This is a genomic window from Mesorhizobium sp. M1D.F.Ca.ET.231.01.1.1 (assembly GCF_003999155.2).
Classification (GTDB): domain Bacteria; phylum Pseudomonadota; class Alphaproteobacteria; order Rhizobiales; family Rhizobiaceae; genus Mesorhizobium.
Window position 1 is genome coordinate 499,493 of the sequence record NZ_RZOZ02000004.1, and the last position, 16,935, is coordinate 516,427.

The 16,935-nt window shown below is 65.5% G+C and carries 11 protein-coding genes; 10 read left to right on the forward strand and 1 reads right to left on the reverse strand.

What is annotated here, in order from left to right; genetic code table 11:
* Positions 1 to 6 precede the first annotated feature (6 nt).
* The 6 genes from EN874_RS15005 to EN874_RS15030 all read left to right on the forward strand — a co-directional run bounded on the left by EN874_RS15005 (position 7) and on the right by EN874_RS15030 (position 7,866).
* Positions 7 to 930, forward strand: a complete 924-nt coding sequence (locus tag EN874_RS15005) for an ABC transporter permease (RefSeq protein ID WP_127425422.1) — start codon at positions 7 to 9, stop codon at positions 928 to 930.
* A complete protein-coding gene (locus tag EN874_RS15010; RefSeq protein ID WP_127425423.1) occupies positions 923 to 1,726 on the forward strand; it encodes an ABC transporter permease in 804 nt (267 codons plus the stop codon). Before EN874_RS15005 ends, EN874_RS15010 begins: the two co-directional genes overlap by 8 nt.
* Positions 1,727 to 1,751: 25 nt before the next feature.
* Complete coding sequence (locus EN874_RS15015; RefSeq protein ID WP_127425424.1) at positions 1,752 to 2,786, forward strand: extracellular solute-binding protein; 1,035 nt, start codon at positions 1,752 to 1,754, stop codon at positions 2,784 to 2,786.
* Between the two features lie 237 nt (positions 2,787 to 3,023).
* Positions 3,024 to 4,220: a serine hydrolase gene (locus EN874_RS15020; protein WP_127425425.1), complete on the forward strand. Its 1,197-nt coding sequence runs from the start codon at positions 3,024 to 3,026 to the stop codon at positions 4,218 to 4,220.
* A gap of 29 nt (positions 4,221 to 4,249) precedes the next feature.
* Entirely contained in the window at positions 4,250 to 5,428 is a 1,179-nt protein-coding gene (locus EN874_RS15025; protein WP_127425426.1) for a serine hydrolase, read from the forward strand.
* A 122-nt stretch (positions 5,429 to 5,550) separates the two neighbouring features.
* Positions 5,551 to 7,866 (forward strand): Tex family protein, encoded by a 2,316-nt coding sequence (locus EN874_RS15030; RefSeq protein WP_127425427.1) that lies wholly within the window; start codon positions 5,551 to 5,553, stop codon positions 7,864 to 7,866.
* Here EN874_RS15030 and EN874_RS15035 read toward each other — a convergent pair whose 3' ends face one another.
* Positions 7,867 to 8,778: a LysR family transcriptional regulator gene (locus EN874_RS15035; protein WP_127425428.1), complete on the reverse strand. Its 912-nt coding sequence runs from the start codon at positions 8,776 to 8,778 to the stop codon at positions 7,867 to 7,869.
* 103 nt (positions 8,779 to 8,881) lie between these two features.
* On the opposite strand from EN874_RS15035, the gene EN874_RS15040 reads away from it, so the two are divergent.
* The 4 genes from EN874_RS15040 to EN874_RS15055 all read left to right on the forward strand — a co-directional run bounded on the left by EN874_RS15040 (position 8,882) and on the right by EN874_RS15055 (position 16,842).
* The gene (locus EN874_RS15040; RefSeq protein ID WP_127425429.1) at positions 8,882 to 10,087 is read left to right on the forward strand and encodes an acyl-CoA dehydrogenase; all 1,206 of its coding nucleotides are present in this window, start codon (positions 8,882 to 8,884) and stop codon (positions 10,085 to 10,087) included.
* A gap of 101 nt (positions 10,088 to 10,188) precedes the next feature.
* A complete protein-coding gene (locus tag EN874_RS15045; RefSeq protein ID WP_127425430.1) occupies positions 10,189 to 13,548 on the forward strand; it encodes a transglutaminase family protein in 3,360 nt (1,119 codons plus the stop codon).
* A 6-nt stretch (positions 13,549 to 13,554) separates the two neighbouring features.
* Positions 13,555 to 15,966, forward strand: coding sequence for a circularly permuted type 2 ATP-grasp protein (locus EN874_RS15050; RefSeq protein ID WP_127425431.1), 2,412 nt, complete (start codon positions 13,555 to 13,557; stop codon positions 15,964 to 15,966).
* Positions 15,967 to 16,842, forward strand: coding sequence for a transglutaminase family protein (locus tag EN874_RS15055; RefSeq protein WP_127425432.1), 876 nt, complete (start codon positions 15,967 to 15,969; stop codon positions 16,840 to 16,842). It abuts the gene before it with no gap.
* Positions 16,843 to 16,935 lie beyond the last annotated feature (93 nt).

Here is a 16,935-nt window from a genome sequence, read left to right on the forward strand (position 1 = left end):
TCGATAATGGCCAGCGCCGAAGAAATCGCCCGCGCCGCCGACGTTAGGGACATACGCGACCGCTGGTTGCTCTCGGCGCCGGCGCTGGTCATCATCCTTCTGGCCGCCATCGGCCCACTTTTCGTGATGTTGGCCTATTCCTTCATGCTGAAGGGTGACTACGGCGACGTGCAGTTCGGCATCTTCTCGCTGGACGGATGGACGTCGGTCTTGTTCCAGCGTGACATCTTCGACGACACGCTGGGCTTGGCCGATGCGCACCTGACCATCTTCTGGCGTTCGATCAGCCTATCCTTCTACACCACCGTGCTGACGCTGCTCTTCGGCTTCCCCACGGCCTATTTCATCGCCACCCGACCGCCGAAGACACGCGAGGTCTGGGTTTTCCTCGTCACCATTCCGTTCTGGACGAACCTGCTGATCCGTACCTTCGCCATGCAACAGGTGATCCGCAACGAAGGACTGGTCAACACGGCGCTTATGGCGCTCGGCATTATCAAGCAACCGATGCAGATCATGAATACCGACACTGCCATCCTGCTTGGCATGATCTATATCTACCTGCCGCTGATGGTCCTGCCGCTCTACGCTTCGATGGAGAAGCTCGACTTCCGGCTGGTAGAGGCCGGATATGATCTCTACGCCGGTCGCTGGCAGGTTCTGCGCCGCATCATATTCCCGCTCATCAAGCCAGGCGTCATCGCCGGCTCGATCCTGGTCTTCATCCCCTCGCTCGGCGCCTATGTCATTCCCCGGGTGCTGGGCGGCGGCAAGAACATGATGCTCGGCAACCTGATCGAACTGCAGTTCAGCGCGGGCCGCAACTGGCCTCTGGGCGCGGCGATCTCGATCACGCTGATGGCGGTGGTGATGATCGCGCTGCTGTTCTACGTGCGCAACGCTTCCCGGTCGGAGGGCGTCCATGGCTAAGCGTTCGTTCGACATACAGGCGCAGCCCGGCTTCGGCCTTATCGCGCTTATCACCTTCGCCGCGCTCTACCTGCCGATCGCCGCGCTCGTCGCCTATTCGTTCAACGCGGCGGATTCGTTGTCGCGCTGGGACGGCTTCTCGCTGCGCTGGTTCATTTCGGCCTGGCACAATTCGGCCGTGCAGGATGCCTCCGTCCGATCGCTCGTGCTGGCGGTCTCGGCGGCCGCGCTGTCGACGATCGTTGCGACCATGGCCGCGCTGGCGACGACCCGCACGCGGCCTTATCCCGGCCTGACCTTCAAATACGCCTTCATAAACCAGCCGCTGATGGTGCCGGAAATCGTCACCGGGGTAGCGCTGCTGATCGTGTTCTCGCGCATCAAGGTCTGGACCGGCTATTCAGGACTCGGCTACCTGATCGCCGCGCATACCGCCTTCTGCATCCCGTTCGCGTACCTGCCAATCCGGGCGCGGCTGGAGAACATGGACCTGACGCTGGAGCGCGCCGCCGCCGACCTATACGCCACGCCTTGGAAAGCCTTCCGTTTCGTGACGCTGCCGCTCTTAAGGCCCGCCATAATCGCCGGCTTCATGCTGGCCTTCGTCATTTCGCTCGACGATGTCGTGATCACCGAATTCGTCAAGTCGGGCGGGCAGGATACGCTGCCCACCTACATGCTCGGCCAGTTGCGGCGCGAAACGAGTCCGGAAATCAATGCCATCGCCACGGTATTCCTGGCGCTGTCGGTGGTGCTCGTGACCATCTTCTACTTCGTTAATCGTCGCAAACCATGACCAGCCATTGCCAAGGAGAACAGCAATGAAATGGAAGACAACGGCCGCCACGGCGGCATTCGGATTATTTGCCTTTGTGAGCAGTGCGTATGCCGACGGCGAACTCAACATCTTCAATTGGGGTGACTACACCAGCCCCGAGATGATCAAGAAGTTCGAAGACACATACAAGGTCAAGGTAACGGTCACCGACTACGATTCCAACGACACTGCGCTCGCCAAGGTGCGCGCCGGCGGTCACGGCTTCGACATCGTGGTGCCTTCGGCCAATTACGTGCCGATCTGGGTGAAGGAAGGGCTTCTGCTCGAGGCTCGGCCCGACCAGATGGAAAACTTCAAGAATGTCGATGAGCGCTGGGTGAATGTTCCTTGGGATCCGGGCCGTCACTATACGGTTCCGTGGCAGTGGGGTCTGACCGGTATCGGCGTCAACACCAAGGTCTATGGCGGCGACATCAACACCTCGGCCATCTTCCTCGACCCGCCGAAGGAATTGGTGGGCAAGATCAACGTCGCGCCGGAAATGAACGACGTGATGTTCGCCGCCATCAAGTATCTGGGCGGCAAATGGTGCACTGACGACAAGGAGCTGCTCAAGAAAGTGCGCGACAAGCTGGTCGAGGCCAAGCCAAAATGGCTGGCCATGGACTACAGCGTGACCGAGAAGCTGCCGGCCGGCGACTATTCGGGCGTCTACTACTGGAACGGCGCCATCATGCGCTCGCGCATAAAGAATCCGGACATCAAGTTCGGCTATCCGAAGGAGGGCTTCCCCTTCTTCATGGATAGTGTCGCCATCCTGAAAGACGCGAAGAACGTCGAGAACGCAAAGCTGTTCATGAACTTCATCATGGATCCCCAGAACGCCGCCATGATCTCCGCCTTCGCCAAATATGCGAATGGCATCAAGGGTTCGAAGGCGTTCATGCCCGACGATATGAAGGATGCGCCCGAACTGGTGGTGCCGCCAGAGTTCGAGAAGGTGGGCGAGTTCATGACCCCTTGCTCGCCCGAGGTGCAGCAAATCTACACGCGCATCTGGACGGATCTTCAGAAGTAACGGCGCTCTTGCTTCTTCCCGGTTGCGGGAGAGGCGGAGCCAGACAAGCGTCAGATATGGGGCGGCGCTGAATTCGCAGCGTTCGCGCCGCCCCTGAACTGCCTGCTGGCGCTGCCCTTCGCCATGTCTTCGGGCGTTCTTCACCCGAAAACCCATTTGGGCTTCTCGTCCGCCGTGCTGATGTCCTCTCCTGGTCAACGGAGTGCAGCAGCACATGGGGCGGCAAGGAAAGTTCTCATGCAGTCCTATCGCAATTCCGAGGCGCGGCCGCCGATCATGCAGGGCTCGCCGCCCAAGCTGGCGCTGCCGAAGCTCGATTGGGATCGGCCGCCGTGGAATCGCTGGGCCTTTCAGCACGTCCGCGAATTCCTGCCGACCGTCGAGGTCTGGCGCGGCCACGGTCATCGCCGCCGTCTCGACCGCGCCGATGTCGATTTCGACGGCCTGGCAGTGGCGGACAGCGAAGGCCGTCCGACGACGCTCGCCGGGCTGCTCGACGAAACCTATACGGACGGCTTCCTGGTGCTGAAGAACGGCAGGGTCGCCTATGAGCGCTATTTCAACGGCATGGACGAGCGCTCGCTGCATCTGTCGCAGTCGATGGCGAAGTCGGTCACTGGATCGGTGTTCGGCATCCTGGTCGGACGCGGTCTGATCGACCCGGCCAGGCTGGTGACCGACTACCTTCCGGAGCTCGCCGAAACCGCCTTGGCTGGCGCCACCGTGCAGCACGTGCTCGACATGACGACGGGGGTGCGCTTCTCCGAGGAGTACACCGATCGCTATTCCGAAATCGGCCAGGTCGATGTCGCCAGCGGCTGGAAACCGATCCCGCCGGGCAGCGATCCCGACTTCCAGTGGCCGTCGCATCTGTTCGAGCTGATCCTGCGGCTGAAGGACAACGTGCGCGAACATGGCGAGGCCTTTGAATACCGCTCGATCGAGACCGACGTGCTCGCCTTCATCATGGAGCGGGTGAGCGGCAAGCGGCTGGCACAACTGATTTCGGAAGAACTCTGGCAGAAGCTCGGCGCCGACGAGAGCGCCTGCTTCACCGTCGACAGCGCCGGCTATGCGCTGGCCGATGGCGGCTTCAACGCGACGCTGCGCGACTATGGCCGTTTCGGCCAGCTGATCCTCGACAATGGCGGCGGCGTAATCCCGGCCGAGTGGATCGAGGCGACGCGCAGCGGCAGGCACGGTCCCGACTTCAACCCCAGTCTGCCGGAGGGCAGCTACCGCAACCAGTTCTGGATCGAGGACCGGCACTCGCGCGCGCTGATGTGCCGGGGCGTATTCGGGCAGCTGATCCACATCGACTGGGAAAACAGGATGGTCGTGGTGAAGCTTTCGACCTATCCGGATTTCACCAACATCGACTATTCGGTGGCGACGCTGAAGGCCGTGCACGCCATCGCCGCCGCGTTGACCTGAGCTGCAGACAAGACACCGGGAGAGAGATCGTGACCGGCAAGACCGTGTTCGAGGCGAGATATGGCTTTGCCCGCAAGGATGTGCGGCTGGACAATTGGCGTCTGAGGCCATTCAGCCAATGGTCGTTCCAGAATGTCGGCGAATTGGTGCCGAGCGTGCACGTTGCGGCCGCGCCAGGTGGCGAGGAACAGGCGAAAGCTCTGGGCGGGTTGCTCGGCGAGAAGGTTACACTCGCTGGCGGGCCCGAAACCGTCGAGGCCTTCCTCAAGCGTTCCGACACCGACGGGCTGGCGATCATGAAGGCTGGCCGGCCGGTCGGCGACTGGTCGGCGCCGCATATGCCGTTCGGCCAGCGCCACATCATCTTCTCGATCAGCAAGTCGGTGACTGCCATTCTTGCCGGCATCCTGGAAGGCGGTGGCGTGTTCGACGCGGAAGCGCCGGTGACTGAGTACATTCCCGAGGCCGAGGGCTCGGCCTATGGCGACGCCAGCGTGCGCAATGTGCTCGACATGACGGTCAGCCTCGACTTCGAGGAAGCCTATCTCGACCCGCACAGCGCCTTCGCCCGGTACCGCCGCGCGACGCTGTGGAACCCCGGCGGCGGCTCGGAAAGCCTTGCGGCGTTCCTGCTGACGCTGCAGCATCTCGCCGAGCCGCACGGGCAGACCTATCGCTACCGCTCCCCCAACTCGGACATGCTCGGCATCCTGCTGGAGCGGGCATCCGGCAAGCGCGTCGGCGAGCTTTTGAGCGAAAAACTGTGGCTGCCGCTGGGTGCCGCGAGCGAGATGTCGGTGACGGTCGACATGGAAGGCACGGCGCGCACAGCCGGCGGCATGTCGATGACGTCACGCGACCTTGCCCGCATCGGCGAGATGATGCGGCAGGGTGGGGCGGCCAACGGCCGTCAAATCGTGCCGGAGGGCTGGGTGCGCGATACGGTTGCCGCCGGCGGCAGCTATGAGGCCTGGCAGCGCGGCACCATGGCGTTCCTTTTCCCGAAGGGGCGCTACCGCAACAAATGGTACCAGATGGGCACAGGCAGCGGCGCCTTCTGCGGGATCGGCATCCACGGCCAATGGCTCTACGTCAATCCGAAGACGGAAGTGGTCATCGCCAAGATGTCGTCGCAGCCGGAACCCGTCGACGACCGGCTCGACGTCGAGTTGGTGGCATTTTTTGAGGCGGTGGGCGGGATGGTCTGAGCCGCTCCGGCGCTCGGTTCCATCGTTGTTTCCTGTGGACCTTCGTGCCCGCGTGAACGCGCGGCGGTTGGCGGAGCGAGCATCCCGGCCTATCGTCGCCGCTCTTTTCGACAGGGACCAGCATGGCATCGGACATCAAGCGCATCGCAGCAATCATCGCGGCCGAGATCGGTTCGCGGCCGGAGCAGGCCGCGGCGGCCATCGGTCTGCTGGACGAGGGCGCGACGGTGCCATTCGTGGCCCGCTACCGCAAGGAAGTCACCGGCGGACTGGACGACACGCAGCTGCGCGACCTTGCCGAAAGGCTTGCCTATCTGCGCGAGCTCGACGCGCGCCGCGAGACGATCCTCGGCTCGATCCGCGAACAGGGCAAGCTGACCGAGGAGCTCGAGGCCAAGATCGTGGCGGCCGCCACCAAGGCCGAGCTGGAAGACATCTATCTGCCTTACAAGCCGAAGCGCCGCACCAAGGCCGAGATCGCCAGGGAGCGCGGGCTTGGACCTCTGGCCGAGGCGATCCTTGCCGACCGTTCGGCGGTGCCGGCAGAGCTGGCGCTCGCCTATGTCACCGAAGAGGTGCCGGACGCCAAGGCGGCGCTCGAAGGCGCACGCGACATCCTGTCGGAGCAGTTCGCCGAGAACGCCGATCTGGTCGGCAAGCTGCGCGCCTACATGAAGGAACGCGCCTTCCTGCGCGCCAAGGTGGCCGACGGCAAGCAGGAAGCCGGCGCGAAATTCTCCGACTATTTCGACCATGTCGAGCGTTGGGCCGGCGTGCCCAGCCACCGCGCCTTGGCCATGCTGCGCGGCCGCAACGAAGAGGTGCTGTCGCTCGACATCGAGGTCGATGCCGACGACCAATCGCCGGTGAAGCCGGTCGAGCGCATGATCGCCAATGCCTATGCGATCGGCGGCGATCTGCCCGGTGACAAATGGCTGATGGAGGTCGCCGGCTGGACCTGGCGGATCAAGCTGTCGCTGCACCTGACGCTCGATCTGATGCGCGACCTGCGCGAGCGCGCCGAGGAGGAGGCGATCCACGTCTTCGCGCGCAACCTCAAGGATTTGCTGCTCGCCGCGCCCGCCGGCTCGCGGCCGACGATGGGGCTCGATCCGGGCATCCGCACCGGCGTCAAGGTGGCGGTGGTCGATGGCACCGGCAAGCTGGTGGCGACGACGACCGTCTATCCGTTTCCGCCCAGGAACGATGTGCGCGGAACGCAGGCCGAGCTCGCCGCGCTTATCCGCCAGCACAAGGTGGAGCTGATCTCGATCGGCAACGGCACAGGCAGCCGCGAGACCGAGAAGCTGGTCGCCGACATGTTGTCGGACCTGCCGGCAGGTTCCGGGCCGAAGCCGCTCAAGGTGATCGTCAGCGAGGCGGGCGCCTCGGTCTATTCGGCTTCGGCCACGGCGGCGGCAGAGTTCCCGAGCCTGGATGTATCGCTGCGCGGCGCGGTGTCGATCGCCAGGCGCCTGCAGGATCCGCTCGCCGAGCTGGTCAAGATCGAGCCGAAGTCGATCGGCGTCGGCCAGTACCAGCACGATGTCGATCAGTACCGGCTCGGCCGTTCGCTGGAAGCCGTGGTGGAAGACGCGGTCAATGCCGTCGGCGTCGATCTCAACACGGCGTCGGCGCCGCTTTTGGCGCGTGTGTCGGGGCTGGGGCCGTCGCTCGCCGAGGCGGTTGTTGCGCATCGCGATGCCAGCGGTCCTTTCTCCACCCGGCGCGACTTGCTCAAGGTTGCGCGGCTCGGGCCGCGCGCGTTCGAGCAATGCGCCGGCTTCCTGCGCATCCCGAACGGCGCCGAGCCGTTCGATGCCTCCTCGGTGCACCCGGAAGCCTATGGCGTGGCGAAGAAGATCGTGGCCGCCTGCGGCCGCGACGTGCACTCGCTGATGGGCGACAGCGCCGCGCTGAAGGCGCTCGACCCGCGCGTCTTCGTCGACGAGCGCTTCGGGCTGCCGACGGTGCGCGACATCATCGCCGAGCTGGAGAAACCCGGCCGCGATCCGCGCCCCGGCTTCAAGACGGCGACCTTTGCCGAAGGCATCGACGACATCAAGGACCTCAAGCCCGGCATGCTGCTCGAAGGCACCGTCACCAATGTCGCGGCCTTCGGCGCCTTCGTCGACATCGGCGTGCACCAGGACGGGCTGGTGCATGTCTCGCAACTTGCCGACCGCTTCATCAAGGACGCGCATGAGGTGGTGAAGGCCGGCGACGTGGTGAAGGTGCGGGTCGTCGATGTCGACATCAAGCGCAACCGCATTGGGCTCTCGATGCGCAAGGACGGCGACGGCGGCGCCTCGCGCGGCGGCCAGCGCGACCAGGGCGGCAAGCCTGCGCCGCGCTCGCCGGCGCCGCAGCGCCAGCCGGAACGGCCGGCGCAGGGCGCTTTCGGCGCGGCGCTCGCCGAGGCGATGAAGCGCAAGTAGCTACCACGCCAGAACGGCCGGCTCCTTCCCGGCCTGGCCCAGCAGCCAGTCGCGAAAGCTGGCGACCGGCGGGTGGCCGCGTTTGTCATGCGGGACAACGAGGTAATAGGCGCTGCGGCTCCGCATCGGTTGGCCCGGCGCCGGCACGAGCTGGCCGCGCTGCAATTCTCCGGCAATCAGGACTTCCGGCAAGAGCGCCACGCCGAGCCCGGCCATGCAGGCTTGGGCGACGGTGCCGAACTGCTCGAACTGCATGCCGGGGCCGGTCGGCGCGCTGAGACCCTGCTCTTCGAACCATTCGCCCCATGCGCCGGGGCGCGTCGCCATGTGCAGCAGCGGCAGGCGGCTGATATCGGCCGGCGTGGCGATGTCGCGGCTGGCCAGAAACTCAGGTGAAACCACCGGCATGACGGTCTCGCGCATCAAAAGCGTGCAATCCGCGTCCGGCCAGTCGGGCATGCCGTGGTGGATGGCGGCGTCGAGCCGCTCGCGGGCGAAGTCGAAGCGGCCGATGCGGGTGGCGAAGTTGATGGTGATGTCCGGGTGACGGGCGACGAAATCCGGGATCAGCGGCATCAGCCAGCGCGTGCCGAAAGTCGGCAGGATGGCAAGGTTGAGGACGCCACTATGCCGATTGCTCATCAATCCGAGGGCGGCATCGCGCAACTGGCCGAGCGCCGAGCGCACGGCTTCGGCGTAGGTTTCGCCGGTGGCCGACAGTCTGACATTGCGGCTGTCGCGCTCGAAAAGCCGACGGCCGAACTGGTCCTCCAAGAGGCCGATTTGGCGGCTGACCGCGCCTTGGGTGAGGTCGAGTTCACGGGCGGCGGCGGTGAAAGAACCAAGGCGGGCCACCGCCTCAAAAGCTGCAAGAGCCGCGGTGTTGGGTAATAGGCGACGCTGAACGTTCATGATCCATTACTAAACCTCATCGATCGGTGATGCAATTTCGTTTGATTTTTTCCAAGCGCAGGCGGATAAGCCCGCCATCCAAGATTTTCGTTGGGAGAGAGCCATGGCCGCCGACAAGAACGCGTTCATCTGGGAAGACCCTTTCCTGATCGAGAACCAGCTTTCCGAAGACGAGCGCATGGTGCGCGATGGCGCAGCCGCCTTTGCCACCGACAAGCTCGCGCCGCGCATCGAGGAGGCTTATCTTGAGGAAAAGACCGACGCCGGCATTTTTCGTGAGATGGGCGAGGCCGGCCTGCTCGGCATCACCATTCCGGAGGAATATGGCGGGCTCGGCGCCAATTACGTGACCTACGGGCTGGTCGCGCGGGAAGTTGAGCGCATCGATTCCGGCTACCGCTCGATGATGAGCGTGCAGTCGTCGCTGGTCATGTACCCGATCCATGCCTATGGCTCGGAAGAGCAGCGCAAGAAGTATCTGCCGAAGCTTGCCTCCGGCGAATGGATCGGCTGCTTCGGCCTCACCGAACCGGATGCAGGCTCCGACCCGGGCGGCATGAAGACGCGGGCCGAGAAGACCGCCAACGGCTACCGGCTTTCCGGCTCCAAGATGTGGATCTCCAACGCGCCGATCGCCGACGTCTTCGTCGTCTGGGCGAAGTTATCTGACAAGAATGGGGGCGCACACGACAACCAGATCCGCGGCTTCGTGCTGGAAAAGGGCATGAAGGGGCTTTCGGCACCGAAGATCGGCGGAAAACTCAGCCTCCGCGCGTCGATCACCGGCGAGGTGGTGATGGAGGGCGTCGAGGTCGGCGAGGAGGCGCTGCTGCCCAACGTCTCGGGCCTCAAGGGTCCGTTCGGCTGCCTCAACCGGGCGCGCTACGGCATCTCCTGGGGCGCCATGGGGGCGGCCGAGGATTGCTGGCACCGGGCGCGGCAGTATGGCCTCGACCGCAAGCAGTTCGGCAAGCCGCTTGCCGGCACGCAGCTCTTCCAGAAGAAGCTCGCCGACATGCAGACCGAGATCGCGCTCGGCCTGCAGGGCTCGCTGCGCGTCGGCCGGCTGATGGACGAAGGCAAGATGGCGCCGGAGATGATCTCGATCGTCAAGCGCAACAATTGCGGCAAGGCGCTCGACATCGCCCGACAGGCCCGCGACATGCATGGCGGCAACGGCATCCAGATCGGCTATCACGTGATGCGCCACGCGCAGAACCTGGAAACGGTGAACACCTATGAGGGCACGCATGACGTGCATGCGCTGATCCTCGGAAGGGCGCAGACCGGTATCCAGGCGTTTTTCTAAGCAACGCTGCTTAAATTAGGTGCAGCGCAACATCTCTGCTTGGAGAATGCCCAGGACTTGTGTCAGGGTTCGGCGACTGAAACGCCGAACCCCGGGGCACCATGGCAATTCTGGCAGCCGTCCACCACCTGACCCACTACAAATATGACCGGCCGGTCATACTCGGCCCCCAGGTGATCAGGCTGCAGCCGGCGCCGCATTCGCGCACCAAGGTGCTCAGCCATTCGCTGAAGGTCGAGCCGAAGACCCATTTCGTCAACCTGCAGCAGGACCCTTACGGCAACTTCCTTGCCCGTTTCGTTTTCCCGGAGCCGGTAACGGAACTTAAGATCGAGGTCGATCTCGTTGCCGACATGACGGTCTACAATCCGTTCGACTTCTTCGTCGAGGAGGCGGCGGAGAAGTTCCCGTTCGAGTACCCGGAAGAAATACGGGAAGACCTCGCCATCTACCGAACGCCGGAGCCGGCCGGACCGCTGCTGTCGAAATTCCTGGAAAGCATAGACCGCAGCCAGACGAATACCGTCAATTTCCTGGTCGGCCTCAACGCGCGGCTGCAGCGCGAGATCGCCTACATCGTGCGCATGGAGACCGGCGTCTATTCGCCGGAGGAGACGCTTGCGGCGGCCAAGGGCTCGTGCCGGGATTCGAGCTGGCTCTTGGTGCAGATACTGCGCAATCTCGGCATCGCCGCGCGCTTCGTCTCCGGCTATCTGATCCAGCTCAAGCCCGATCTCATCTCGCTCGACGGACCGCCCGGAACCGCCGTCGACTTCACCGACCTGCACGCCTGGTGCGAGGTCTATATTCCGGGCGCCGGCTGGATCGGCTTCGATCCGACCTCCGGCCTGCTCACCGGCGAAAGCCATGTGCCGCTGGCGGCGACGCCGCATTTCCGCAATGCCGCGCCGATCTCCGGCATGGCAAGCTTCGCCAATGTCGATTTCGGCTTCGACATGCGGGTCGACCGCATCGCCGAGCATCCGCGCATCACCAAGCCGTTCTCGGACGAGAGCTGGAAGGCGCTCGACGCGTTGGGCAACAAGGTCGATGCGGTCCTGCGCGAGCAGGATGTCCGTCTTACGATGGGCGGCGAGCCGACCTTCGTGTCGATCGACGATTTCGAGTCCGCCGAATGGAACACGGCAGCCGTCGGTCCGACCAAGCGCGACAAGGCGGATGAGCTGATCCGCCGGCTGCGCGAGCGCTTCGCGCCGGGCGGCTTTCTCCACTACGGCCAAGGCAAATGGTATCCGGGCGAGAGCCTGCCGCGCTGGACCTTCTCACTCTACTGGCGCACCGACGGCGAGCCGGTCTGGCGCGATCCATCGCTGATCGCGCGGGAGAAGAGCAGCGTCCCGGTTGGCCCCGAAGAGGCCGAAAGCCTGCTCACGGCGATTGCCGGCGAGCTCGGCATCGAGACGTCGATGGTCAGCGAGGCCTATGAGGATCCGGCCGAATGGCTGCTCAAGGAGGGCAAGCTGCCCGACAATGTCGACCCGTCCAACTCGAAGCTGGAGGATCCCGAAGAACGCAGCCGCATGGCGCGCGTCTTCGAGCGCGGGCTGACCAGGCCATCGGGCTATGTGCTGCCGGTGCAGCGCTGGAACAGCCAGGCCGCGGGCCAGCGCTGGCGCTCGGAGAAGTGGAAGACGCGGCGCGGGCGCCTGTTCCTTGTCCCAGGCGACTCTCCGGTCGGCTACCGCTTGCCGCTCGGCACGCTGCCTTACGTGCCGCCGGCGCAATTCCCTTACATCGTGCCGGTCGACCCGTCGGTGCCGCGTGGTCCGCTGCCGGCGCGCGAAGCCATGTTGCCGGGTGCCGCCCCGCCACAGCTCGAAGGCACCGACGAAATGGCGCGCCGTCAGCAGACGGTGTCCTTCACGGCGGCGACTGGCCAGCAGGATCGCGTCGAGCAGGAGATCACGGAGATCGGCGGCGCGGTGCGGACGGCGCTCACCGTCGAGCCGCGCGACGGCCGGCTCTGTGTGTTCATGCCGCCGGTCGAGGCGCTGGAGGACTATCTCGAGCTGGTGGCGGCGGCCGAGAACGCGGCGAAGGCGATCGGCCTGCCGGTGCATATCGAGGGCTACGGCCCGCCGCATGATCCGCGCCTCAACGTCATCCGGGTCGCGCCCGATCCCGGCGTCATCGAGGTGAACATCCACCCGGCCGCCAATTGGCAGGAATGCGTCGCCACGACCACGGCGATCTACGAGGAAGCCCGGCAGTCGCGGCTCGGCACCGACAAGTTCATGATCGACGGCCGGCATACCGGCACCGGCGGCGGCAACCATGTCGTGGTCGGCGGCGCGACGCCGAACGACAGCCCGTTCCTGCGCCGGCCGGACCTGTTGAAGAGCCTGGTGCTGCAATGGCAGCGGCACCCGTCGCTGTCCTATCTGTTCTCCGGCCTGTTCATCGGCCCGACCAGCCAGGCGCCGCGCTTCGACGAGGCGCGCCATGATTCGCTCTATGAGCTCGAAATCGCCATGGCGCAGGTGCCGCACCCGGACAAGGGCAAGGCGCCCTTGCCGTGGCTGGTCGATCGGCTGTTCCGCAATCTTTTGACCGACGTGACCGGCAACACGCATCGCTCGGAGATCTGCATCGACAAACTGTTCTCGCCGGACGGCCCGACCGGCCGGCTGGGCCTGGTCGAGTTCCGCGGCTTCGAGATGCCGCCCAATGCGCGCATGAGCCTGGCGCAGCAGCTTCTGGTGCGCGCCATCATCGCCCGCGCGTGGAAGAATCCGCTCGACGGCCGCTTCGTGCGCTGGGGCACTTCACTCCACGACCGCTTCATGCTGCCGCACTATGTCTGGGCGGATTTCCTCGACGTGCTGGAGGACCTGAAGCTCAACGGCTTCGAGTTCCGTCCCGAGTGGTTCGCCGCGCAGCTCGAATTCCGCTTCCCGTTTTGCGGCGAGGTCAGCCATGGCGGCGTCAAGCTGGAGCTGAGGCAGGCGCTGGAGCCCTGGCATGTGATGGGCGAGCAGGGCGCCATCGGCGGCACGGTCCGCTTCGTCGATTCCTCGGTCGAGCGGCTGCAGGTGAGGACCGAGGGGCTGAACCCGGAGCGCCATGCCATCGTCTGCAACGGCCGCATCGTGCCGATGAAGGTGACTGACATCAGCGAGGTCGCAGTGGCGGGCGTGCGCTTCAAGGCCTGGCAGCCGGCGTCGGGACTGCATCCGGCGCTGCCCGTCAACACGCCACTGGTCTTCGACATCTACGACCGCTGGTCGGGCCGCTCGATCGGCGGCTGCGTCTACCATGTCGCGCATCCGGGCGGCCGCAATTACGATACCTTCCCGGTCAACGGCAACGAGGCCGAAGCGCGGCGGCTCGCGCGCTTCGAGCCGCGCGGTCATACGCCGGGCGGCTATGCGCTGCGCGACGAAGAAGGCTCTGAAGACTTCCCGATGACCCTTGACCTGAGGCGGCCGGCGAGACTCTGATCGACCATGGCAAAGGGGAATCAGAGACGGGCGGGCGGCAGGCCGCGGGCGCAGGGCCTGCTGGAGCACTACCGGCCGATCGACGGCGTCGTCGACGAGATGGTCGACGCGTCAGGCAATCCGCGCCCGGCCTGGCGGTCCTTCATCGAAGCTCTGGACGAATTGGGGGCCGAGACGCTCGGACAGCGCTTTGCCCGCGCCGACCAGTATCTGCGCGACGCCGGCGTCTACTACCGCGTCTACGACAAGGCCGGCGCCAACGAACGCGAATGGCCGCTGGCGCATGTCCCGCTGCTGATAGACGAAAAGGAATGGGCCGAGATCAGCGTCGGCCTTGTCCAGCGCGCCGACCTGTTCGAGGCGATCCTGGCCGATGTCTACGGGCCGAACCGGCTGATCGAGACCGGCATCCTGCCGGCCGGGCTGATCGCGGCCAGTCCGGAATATCTGCGCCCGGTCGTCGGGATCCGGCCGGCCAGCGGTCATTTCCTGCATATGGTCGCCTTCGAGCTCGGCCGCGGCCCGGACGGCCGCTGGTGGGTGCTGGGCGACCGCACGCAGGCGCCGTCGGGCGCCGGCTTCGCGCTGGAGAACCGCGTCGCCACCACGCGCGCGCTTTCCGACATCTATGGCGAAATGCATGTGCACCGCCTTGCCGGCTTCTTCCGCCGTTTCCGCGATGCGCTGAACCGCATGGCGAAGGACTCGGGCGGCCGCGTCGCTATCCTGACGCCGGGGCCGCTCAACGAGACCTATTACGAGCACGCCTATATCGCCCGCTACCTCGGCATCATGCTGCTCGAGGGCGAGGACCTGACCGTGTCCGGCGGCCGGCTGATGGTGCGCACCGTTTCGGGCCTGATGCCGATCGGCGTCCTATGGCGGCGGCTCGATGCGGCCTTTGCCGATCCGCTCGAGCTCAACCCTGACTCGCAGATCGGCACGCCGGGACTGGTCGAGGCGATCCGACGCGGCACTGTCTCGGCCGTCAACGCCCTGGGCTCGGGCCTAGCTGAAACGCGGGCGCTGCTTTCCTTCCTGCCGCGGATCGCGCGGGAGTTGCATGGCGAGGAGCTCACGCTGCCGAATATCGCCACCTGGTGGTGCGGGCAGGAGGCCGAGCGCGACCATGTGCTGGCCAATGTCGACCGCATGGTGGTTGGCCCGGCGCTGTCGACGCGGCTCGCCTTCGAGGACGATGGCGCGACCAGGCTCGGTTTGGCGCTTTCGGCCGGCGAGCGGGCGGAGCTGATCGCGCGGATCGAAGCCGACGGCGCCGGCTATGTCGGCCAGGAAGCGGTGACGCTCTCGACCACTCCGGTCTTTGTCGGCGGCCGGCTTGAGCCGCGGCCCGCCAGCCTGCGTGTCTATCTGGCGCGAACACAGGAAGGTTGGACCGTAATGCCCGGCGGCTTCGCCCGCGTCGGCTTCTCGCTCGATCCGACGGCGATCGCCATGCAGCGCGGCGGCCAGGCGGCGGATGTCTGGGTGGTCAGCGACCGGCCGGTCGAGCGCGAGACGCTGCTGCCGCAGGAGCATGACAGCTTCACCCGCACTATGCCGGGCAGCCTGCCGAGCCGCGCGGCGGAGAACCTGACATGGCTCGGCCGCTATATCGAGCGCTCCGAAGACACGGTGCGCGTGCTGCGCGCCTATCACGTCAGGCTGGCCGAGACGTCCGATCCCGAGATGCCGCTGCTTGCCGACATCCGGGACTATCTCGAACCGTTCGGCATCGAGATCGAAACGGCGATCCCGCTGGGACTGATCGGCATGCTGGACAGCGCCGTCTACAGCGCCGGCCAGATCCGCGATCGCTTCTCGCCGGACGGCTGGCTGGCGCTGAAGGATCTGTCGAAGACCATCCACAAATTCGCCGGCACCGTGGCGCCCGGCGACGACGCGACGCGGGCAATGACGGTCATGCTGCGCAAGCTCGCCGGCTTCTCGGGCCTGCTGCACGAGAACATGTACCGCTTCACCGGCTGGCGTTTCCTGGAGATCGGCCGGCGGTTGGAGCGCGGCATCCAGATCTCCCGCACGCTGGCGCGGCTGACCGGAAACGGCGCTCCGGACGGCGCGCTCGATATGATGCTGGAAATCGGCGACAGCGTCATGACCCACCGCCGGCAATATCCGGTGCAGGCCGGACGGCGCACGGTGATCGACCTGCTCGCGCTCGATCCGCTCAACCCGCGCTCGATCCTGTTCCAACTCGAGCGGCTCAGGGCCGAGATCGGCATGCTGCCTTCGGTCGGCGGCGAGGGGCATATGTCGCCCGCGGCGAAAGAAATCCTGCAGCTCAACACGGCGATCGCCGTGATGGAGCCCCAGGGCATGACCGCGAAAGTGCTTGACGATCTCGCCAACCAGATCGGCGATCTCTACAACAGTCTCGCCAAGGCCTATTTCGGTTAGATGCTTTACGACATCCGGCTCCATCTGCATTACGACTATGCCGCCGCCGCCGGCGGCGGCAGGCACCAGGTGCGCGTGCTGCCGCAGACGATCCCCGGCGTGCAGCGGGTCATCGCCGCCTCGCTGTCGTTCCAGCCGATGCCGGCCGAGCGGGCGGATTTTTCCGACTTCTTCGGCAACAACGTCACTTCGATCGCCTTCCGCGAAGCGCATGAGGAGCTCGACATCAGAATGAGCGCGCGGGTCTCGGTGTCGCGGCCGGAACCCGGCCTCGATGTCTCGCCCGACATCCACGGCTTGAGGGGGGAACTCGACGCGGTGCGTTCGCTGTCGCCCGACGCGCCGCATCATTTCCTCGCCGCCAGCGATTACGCCGGGATCGATACGGCAATCACCGCCTATGCGCGGGAAAGCCTCGCCGGTTCGGCGGTCGCCACGGCGGCCGATCTCTGCAACCGCATCCACCGCGATTTCACCTATGACGGCAAGGCAACCACCGTGCAGACGCGCGCCGGCGATGCGTTCGCGCTGAAACGCGGGGTTTGCCAGGATTTTTCCCATATCATGATCGCCGGGCTGCGTGGGCTCGGCATCCCCGCCGGCTATGTCAGCGGCTTCCTGCGCACGATCCCGCCCAAGGGCAAGCCGAGGCTCGAAGGCGCCGACGCCATGCATGCCTGGGTGAAAGCCTGGTGCGGGCGCGATGCCGGCTGGCAGGAATTCGACCCGACCAACGGCATGCGCGCGAGCAATGACCACATCACGGTCGGATACGGCCGCGACTATTCCGACGTGGCGCCGATCGTCGGCGTCCTGAAGACCACCGGCGGCCAGGTCGGCGAGCAAGCGGTCGACGTCATCCCGGTTGCTGCCTGAAGGCCGTCGCGCGAGCTGCTTCTCAAATCGCGATCCGGCCGCGATCTTGCCGCCGGGGTGTGTGCCTGGCGGCCCGGCACTGGGTGGAGTTCA

Excerpts from the sequence above, each read along its gene's own strand:
- EN874_RS15010 (WP_127425423.1), top strand. The coding sequence starts at position 923 with ATGGCTAAGCGTTCGTTCGACATACAGGCGCAGCCCGGCTTCGGCCTT.
- EN874_RS15050 (WP_127425431.1), top strand. The coding sequence starts at position 13,555 with ATGGCAAAGGGGAATCAGAGACGGGCGGGCGGCAGGCCGCGGGCGCAG.
- EN874_RS15045 (WP_127425430.1), top strand. The coding sequence starts at position 10,189 with ATGGCAATTCTGGCAGCCGTCCACCACCTGACCCACTACAAATATGAC.
- EN874_RS15035 (WP_127425428.1), bottom strand. The coding sequence starts at position 8,778 with ATGAACGTTCAGCGTCGCCTATTACCCAACACCGCGGCTCTTGCAGCT.
- EN874_RS15020 (WP_127425425.1), top strand. The coding sequence starts at position 3,024 with ATGCAGTCCTATCGCAATTCCGAGGCGCGGCCGCCGATCATGCAGGGC.
- EN874_RS15005 (WP_127425422.1), top strand. The coding sequence starts at position 7 with ATGGCCAGCGCCGAAGAAATCGCCCGCGCCGCCGACGTTAGGGACATA.
- EN874_RS15055 (WP_127425432.1), top strand. The coding sequence starts at position 15,967 with ATGCTTTACGACATCCGGCTCCATCTGCATTACGACTATGCCGCCGCC.
- EN874_RS15030 (WP_127425427.1), top strand. The coding sequence starts at position 5,551 with ATGGCATCGGACATCAAGCGCATCGCAGCAATCATCGCGGCCGAGATC.
- EN874_RS15015 (WP_127425424.1), top strand. The coding sequence starts at position 1,752 with ATGAAATGGAAGACAACGGCCGCCACGGCGGCATTCGGATTATTTGCC.
- EN874_RS15040 (WP_127425429.1), top strand. The coding sequence starts at position 8,882 with ATGGCCGCCGACAAGAACGCGTTCATCTGGGAAGACCCTTTCCTGATC.